At 33.9% G+C, this 6,091-nt stretch carries 5 protein-coding genes; all 5 read right to left on the bottom strand.

What is annotated here, in order from left to right; translation table 11 throughout:
- Window positions 1–114: 114 nt before the first annotated feature.
- The 5 genes from ACFSJT_RS10315 to dnaB all read right to left on the bottom strand — a co-directional run bounded on the left by ACFSJT_RS10315 (window position 115) and on the right by dnaB (window position 6,086).
- Window positions 115–801, bottom strand: a complete 687-nt coding sequence (locus ACFSJT_RS10315; protein WP_378320175.1) for a hypothetical protein — start codon at window positions 799–801, stop codon at window positions 115–117.
- Window positions 802–954: 153 nt separating this feature from the next.
- Window positions 955–1,623 (bottom strand): hypothetical protein, encoded by a 669-nt coding sequence (locus ACFSJT_RS10310; protein WP_378320174.1) that lies wholly within the window; start codon window positions 1,621–1,623, stop codon window positions 955–957.
- A gap of 98 nt (window positions 1,624–1,721) precedes the next feature.
- Window positions 1,722–2,843 (bottom strand): pyridoxal-phosphate-dependent aminotransferase family protein, encoded by a 1,122-nt coding sequence (locus tag ACFSJT_RS10305; RefSeq protein WP_378320173.1) that lies wholly within the window; start codon window positions 2,841–2,843, stop codon window positions 1,722–1,724.
- Between the two features lie 398 nt (window positions 2,844–3,241).
- Entirely contained in the window at window positions 3,242–4,426 is a 1,185-nt protein-coding gene (locus ACFSJT_RS10300) for an asparagine synthetase B (RefSeq protein WP_378320179.1), read from the bottom strand.
- Window positions 4,427–4,541: 115 nt separating this feature from the next.
- A complete protein-coding gene (gene dnaB, locus ACFSJT_RS10295) occupies window positions 4,542–6,086 on the bottom strand; it encodes a replicative DNA helicase (protein ID WP_378320172.1) in 1,545 nt (514 codons plus the stop codon).
- Window positions 6,087–6,091: the final 5 nt, after the last annotated feature.

Raw genomic sequence — 6,091 nt, 5'->3', positions numbered from 1 at the left:
TAACTACTATCAACTAACAACTTTTATGAAATCAAAAGCTTCAAAATAGAAAATAGCTCAAATAAAAAAGACTGCCTAAATGTTTTTAGACAGCCTCTTTTTTTTACATTTGTATTATAACGTATTGTAGTAGTCGATAATTTTAACTAGATCTTCCTCGTTTTTGAAACTTAATTTCTCAGAAGTAGCATACTGTTCTAGCTCAGTTTTTTTATCTAGCAGTGCTAATATGTCTTTTTTCTTAAGTTTCTTTATATTTTTCACCTCTCCTTTTTCGTTGATTATGAAATATTTACGTTTTGTTACGTATTTTGAAGGCGTATCTTTTTCATAACCTGAAGTAGCTACTTTCCCCAATTTTACACTTTTCTCTACTCGTTTTGCAAAAGACACTTTTCCTTTGTTACGTAGAATAAAAAATCGCTTTCCTTCTTCAGAATCAAATATTTTATAAAAGTATTCATCATCTTCGAGAACAATCTTAATATCATCTAACTTAAGTATATTAAAAACCTTATCGTTTTCGGTTATTTCGATTTCATCATTAAATGCATTATACCTAATTAGGCACCTACGTGCTCTTTTATCATTTATATAAACTACCGCCAGTTTATTTCTTTCTTCATAATATCTATGCCCCTGTACCGGATCTTCAGAGGGGTCTGTAACAAAAATTTGTGTTGTTCCATAAGGACTGGCCATGGACATTTCGCCCGGTCCAATCCCCGAACCAGTAGCTACTTGCGCAGAAATAAAAAAATGGCTTACTACAACGATACAAAAGACAAAAAGTTTTTTCATTATTTTCTAAGTATTTATTTACTATTGACTATTTAATTTAAATTTCAAGAAATATTCATATTAATTACTCAAATTAGTATTAAAACAACATTAAATATTGATCTTCCTACTATTTTAAGATTATTATCTTTGGTTTACTTGTGCAAAAAAAGACTACAGCTTATTGTAATAACTAATAATCTTTATCAAATCACTTTCTTTCTTATAGCTTAGTTTTTTTGAAGTTACATACTTCTCGATTTCGTCTTTTTTATCGCCCAAAGCTCGAAGTATGTCTTTCTTCTTTAACTTAATACTAAGTAAATCATCACCATCTCTTTTTATAAAATAAGAGCGTTTTTCTACATACTTAGTAGGAGTTGTTTGTTCATAGCCGGTAACTATACCTTTTCCATTTTTTATTATCTTTTCTACTTTCATCACCAAAGAAATTTTTCCTTCCTTCAGAAAAATGAAAAATTGTTTAGTTCCATTAAAATCCAATATTTTGTACATATAACCCTCATCCAAAACAATTTCAATATCTTCTCTTTTTAAGATGTTAAACACCTCTGTAACCTCTATTTCATCGGTCATGGCATTATATCTTACATAAGATCTGCGTGTTTTTTTTCCATCTACATATATGGAAGCAAGTCTGTTTTTACTTTCATAATATTGATCCCCTTGAATATGGTCTTTTCCAGATTTCCTTAAAACCACTCGAGTTCCATAAGCACTTAATTCTGAAACTTCTGTGATATTATAGGTATCACTTTCTACTTTTTGACCTGCCAAATTAGAGATATATAATAGCAGTAAAAAAATTGTAAGTTCTTTCATTAATTCAAAGATTTATTTATGACTATCGTATAAAAATACTTAAAAAAAAAGTGAATGATAATATTTTGATAATTATAAAAAAATTTTACCTAAAGTTTTTAGTTGCTAAACTCATCCATATCTTCAAGAGCGCTAATTAACATATTAACATGATTTAAAGTACAACTCTCTCCCATAATTCCAATTCTCCATATTTTTCCGGCAAAAGCACCGAGCCCTCCTCCTACTTCAATATTATAATCATTTAGCAATTTACTTCTTATTAAAGCTTCATCATTTCCATCTGGTAAAAACACAGAATTTAAATTAGGCAGTCTATATTGCTCCTCTACCAAATACTTAAATCCTAAAGTTTCTAGTTTTGTTTTCAAGACCTGATGTATTTCTTGATGTCTCTTCCAACGATTTTCTAATCCTTCTTCTAATACAATTCGTAAAGATTCTCGTAAAGCATATATTGAAGATACCGGGGCAGTATGATGGTAAGCGCGCTTAGCTCCGCCCCAATAGTTTTTAACCAAACTTAAATCTAAAAACCAGCTTTGCACTTTAGTTTTTCTATTTTCTAATGCTTTTATTGCTCTATCAGAAAAACTTACAGGTGATAACCCTGGAGGCGCACTAAGGCATTTCTGAGTTCCTGTATAGATAGCATCAATACCCCATTCGTCTACTTTTAATTCTACACCGCAATAAGAGGTCACCGCATCAACCATGAATAACCCACCAGCATTATGCACCAAATCACTAATATCCTTAAGTGGTTGTAAAGCTCCTGTAGAAGTCTCAGCATGTACAAGAGCTAATAATTTTGGTTTAGGACAAATATCCAATACTTTCTTTACGTCTTGTGCAGTTACTACACTTCCCCAGTTTTTTTCAATTTTATGAACCGATGCACCACAACGCTCTGCAATCTCTGCCATTCTAGCCCCAAAAACACCGTTTATACAAATGATCACCTCATCACCAGGCTCTAGCAGGTTAACCAGGCAGGTTTCCATTCCTGCACTACCAGGAGCCGATACGACAAAAGTTAGATGATTTTTTGTGATGAATGTTTTTTGTACCATTGTCTTTACTTCATCCATAATGGTTACAAACTCAGGATCAAGGTGGCCTATTAAAGGCGTAGCCATTGCTTTTAATACTCTTGGATGGGCATCAGACGGACCTGGCCCCATTAAAATTCTATTACTGGTATTCAGTTCACTGTACATAGCATATGTTTTGTTCGTTGTCAACTATAACGTTTTCGTAGATAAACAAATAAAAGTTTTAAAATTAATCAATTTTGAAGGTATAGAATTTCAATACGAACATAGTTTTAGTGAAAAAACAGAAGATAATTAACAATCTTATAATTCTTACAAAAAATCAGTCCTATAGATTATGATATTTGAAAAAGAACCCTTGAATTTTTATTAAAAAAATATGCTCCCGACCAAAAAGAACACCCTGCCCATTCGATTAAATTGATGGGATACTTCAAAGATATTCCATTACTTTATATGTTCCGTTTTTCTCTGTAGAAGGTTTTTCAAATAACGAAAAAGAAGGCCTCACTTTATTTATGTTGAAATAGTCGTTGAATATTCATAACCGTGCAAAAACAAAATTATGTTTTTTGCTTTTTCTTTTTGGCAGCCGGAAAAAGAACATTATTAAGAATCAAGCGATACCCAGGCGAATTAGGATGAAGTTCTAATTCGGTTTTTGGATCACCCACTCTGTGGGTATAATCTTCAGGATCATGCCCTCCATAAAAAGTAAAGAAACCCTTGCCTTTTATACCATGTATATAACGAGCTTCTCCATTGGTTCTATTTTCACCAAGAACAAGTACATTGGATTTAATTTCATTAGGATTGTAAGCCGTTGTTTGCCCCATAAAGCCTTTTACCAAAGCTGTATGATTTTGGCAAAGCATTGTTGGTATAGGATCCCATTTCGCTGAAAAATCCATTAACGTAAAATAATCAGTTGTTTTAGAAATGCGACGAATACGGGTCATATCAATTGAAGAAAACTCATACACATTTGGACTACGCTCAAGTGTAAAATTCTTGAATGCAAAGGTTTTATTATAGTCTATCTTAGATTGATATCCAGGCTCACTAGGATCTCCATCAAACATAGGTTCACATATATCAACTCCTTCTGCAGATAAGGCAATCTCAAAACTATCGGTAGCACTGCACATGGCAAACATAAATCCGCCTCCAATGACATAATCTCTAATTTTTAACGCTACTGCCAATTTTTGTTGAGAAACCTTAGAATATCCCAAATCATTAGCTAATTTTTCTGCTGCAGCCTTTTCTCTTATATACCAGGGAGCGGCTCGATAAGAAGCATAAAACTTACCATATTGACCTGTAAAATCCTCGTGATGTAAGTGCAACCAATCGTATAAAATAAGATTATCTTCCAACACTTCTTTATCATATACTGTTTCGTATGGAATTTCGGCAAAAGTCAAAACCATAGTAACGGCATCATCCCAAGGTTGATTTCCTTTTGGAGAATACACTGCAATTTTAGGAGCTTTTTCAAGAATAACAGCTTCCATATTTTGAGAAGGACTGCTAATTTCTTCTAAAATCTCTGCTGTTTCAGAATCACTGATAACTTCATAAGAAACACCCCGAATGGTACATTCTTTTCGAATATCCTCTGTATCAGGCAAAAGAAAAGAACCACCTCTATAGTTTAATAACCATTTCACTTTTAGGTCGTTACTTAAGGTCCAGTAGGTAATCCCATAAGCTTTTAAATGATTTTGTTGCCCTTCTGCATCCATTGGTATTAAAACGTAAGACGCATAGGATTGAAATGTAATGGCCAAAAAAAGAATACCAAATATTGAAAATTTTAGTATTCTATTGTTTAGTATACTGTCCAAAAAAGATGGTATTTTAAAAAGGAACTTCGTCATCATCACTAGTGTCATTTATGCTACTCCCGAAAGCTTCATCTGCACTAGGAAGATGACCAGTACTGAAGGGTTCTTCTTCATTACCATCATTCATTTTCGAATGAAACTCAAAAGGAGTACTAAAATCATCTAAGTTATCAAATTTACCTAAGTGACCAATAAATTTTAACCTAATATTCTCGAGACCACCATTACGGTGTTTGGCAACAATGAATTCTCCTTGTCCTTGTGTAGGTGATCTTTCTTCATCGTCCCACTCATCAATTTTATAGTATTCGGGTCTATAAATGAACGAAACAATATCGGCATCCTGCTCAATTGCGCCAGATTCACGAAGGTCACTTAGCAAGGGCCTTTTACTACCTCCACGCGTCTCTACGGCACGAGAAAGCTGAGATAAAGCAATTACCGGTACGTTTAATTCTTTTGCCAAGGCTTTTAAGTTACGGGATATGGTAGATATCTCCTGCTCACGATTACCATTTTTCCCTGTTCCTCCAGCAGTCATTAATTGCAAATAATCAATAACAATCATCTTGATACCATGTTGAGATGATAACCGACGCGCTTTGGCTCTAAGGTCAAAAATTGACAATGAAGGGGTATCATCAATAAACAGAGGAGCTTTTTCAAGGTCTTTTACTTTCACATTAAGTTGCTCCCATTCATGTTTTTCCAGTTTACCGGTACGTAATTTCTCTGATGAAAGTCCTGTTTCAGAAGATATCAATCGAGTAATTAATTGCACTGATGACATCTCTAATGAAAAGAAAGCCACAGGAATATTTTGTCCAACTGCCATATTTCTCGCCATAGATAAGGTTAAAGCTGTTTTACCCATACCCGGACGAGCAGCCACAATGATTAAGTCACTTGGCTGCCAGCCCGAAGTTAATTTATCCAGCTTATCAAAACCAGATGGGATTCCACTTAAACCTTCTTTGTTTGAGATTTCTTGTATTTTCTTTTTTGCCTGAATAACTAAATTCTGAGCAGTTTCTGTTGATCTTTTAATATTACCTTGGGTAACTTCATACAGCCTTGATTCTGCCATATCAAGTAAATCAAAAACGTCGGTTGTCTCATCGTAAGATTCTTCTATAATCTCGTTCGATATTTTAATCAAACTGCGTTGAATATATTTCTGAAGAATAATACGAGCGTGAAACTCAATATGTGCCGAAGAGGAAACTTTTTGCGTTAATTGTATCAAATAATAGTCTCCACCTGCCAACTCTAACCTTGAGTCCTTCTTAAGCTGGCTAGAAACCGTTAATAAGTCTATAGGTTCGGAGTTTTCGAAGAGTTTATATATCGCTTCAAAAATGTATTGATGAGCTTCCCGATAAAAAACATCAGGATTAAGAATATCAATGATTTCATCGACTCCTTTCTTATCGATCATCATTGCCCCAAGTACAACTTCCTCTAAATCAACTGCTTGAGGAGGTATTTTTCCTTTTTCCAGCGATATCACGTTCCCCCGACCGTAATTTTTTTGCTGTGCTTGCTGTACTTTTTCCATGACTA

The organism is Aquimarina celericrescens (assembly GCF_042682765.1).
Taxonomy (GTDB): domain Bacteria; phylum Bacteroidota; class Bacteroidia; order Flavobacteriales; family Flavobacteriaceae; genus Aquimarina; species Aquimarina celericrescens.
The sequence above is the reverse complement of the archived record's forward strand: the minus strand, read 5'-3'. Positions and strand labels throughout refer to the sequence as shown.

Coding starts and splice junctions, on each gene's coding strand:
- ACFSJT_RS10315 (WP_378320175.1), bottom strand. CDS start 801: ATGAAAAAACTTTTTGTCTTTTGTATCGTTGTAGTAAGCCATTTTTTT.
- ACFSJT_RS10310 (WP_378320174.1), bottom strand. CDS start 1,623: ATGAAAGAACTTACAATTTTTTTACTGCTATTATATATCTCTAATTTG.
- ACFSJT_RS10305 (WP_378320173.1), bottom strand. CDS start 2,843: ATGTACAGTGAACTGAATACCAGTAATAGAATTTTAATGGGGCCAGGT.
- ACFSJT_RS10300 (WP_378320179.1), bottom strand. CDS start 4,426: ATGGATGCAGAAGGGCAACAAAATCATTTAAAAGCTTATGGGATTACC.
- dnaB (WP_378320172.1), bottom strand. CDS start 6,086: ATGGAAAAAGTACAGCAAGCACAGCAAAAAAATTACGGTCGGGGGAAC.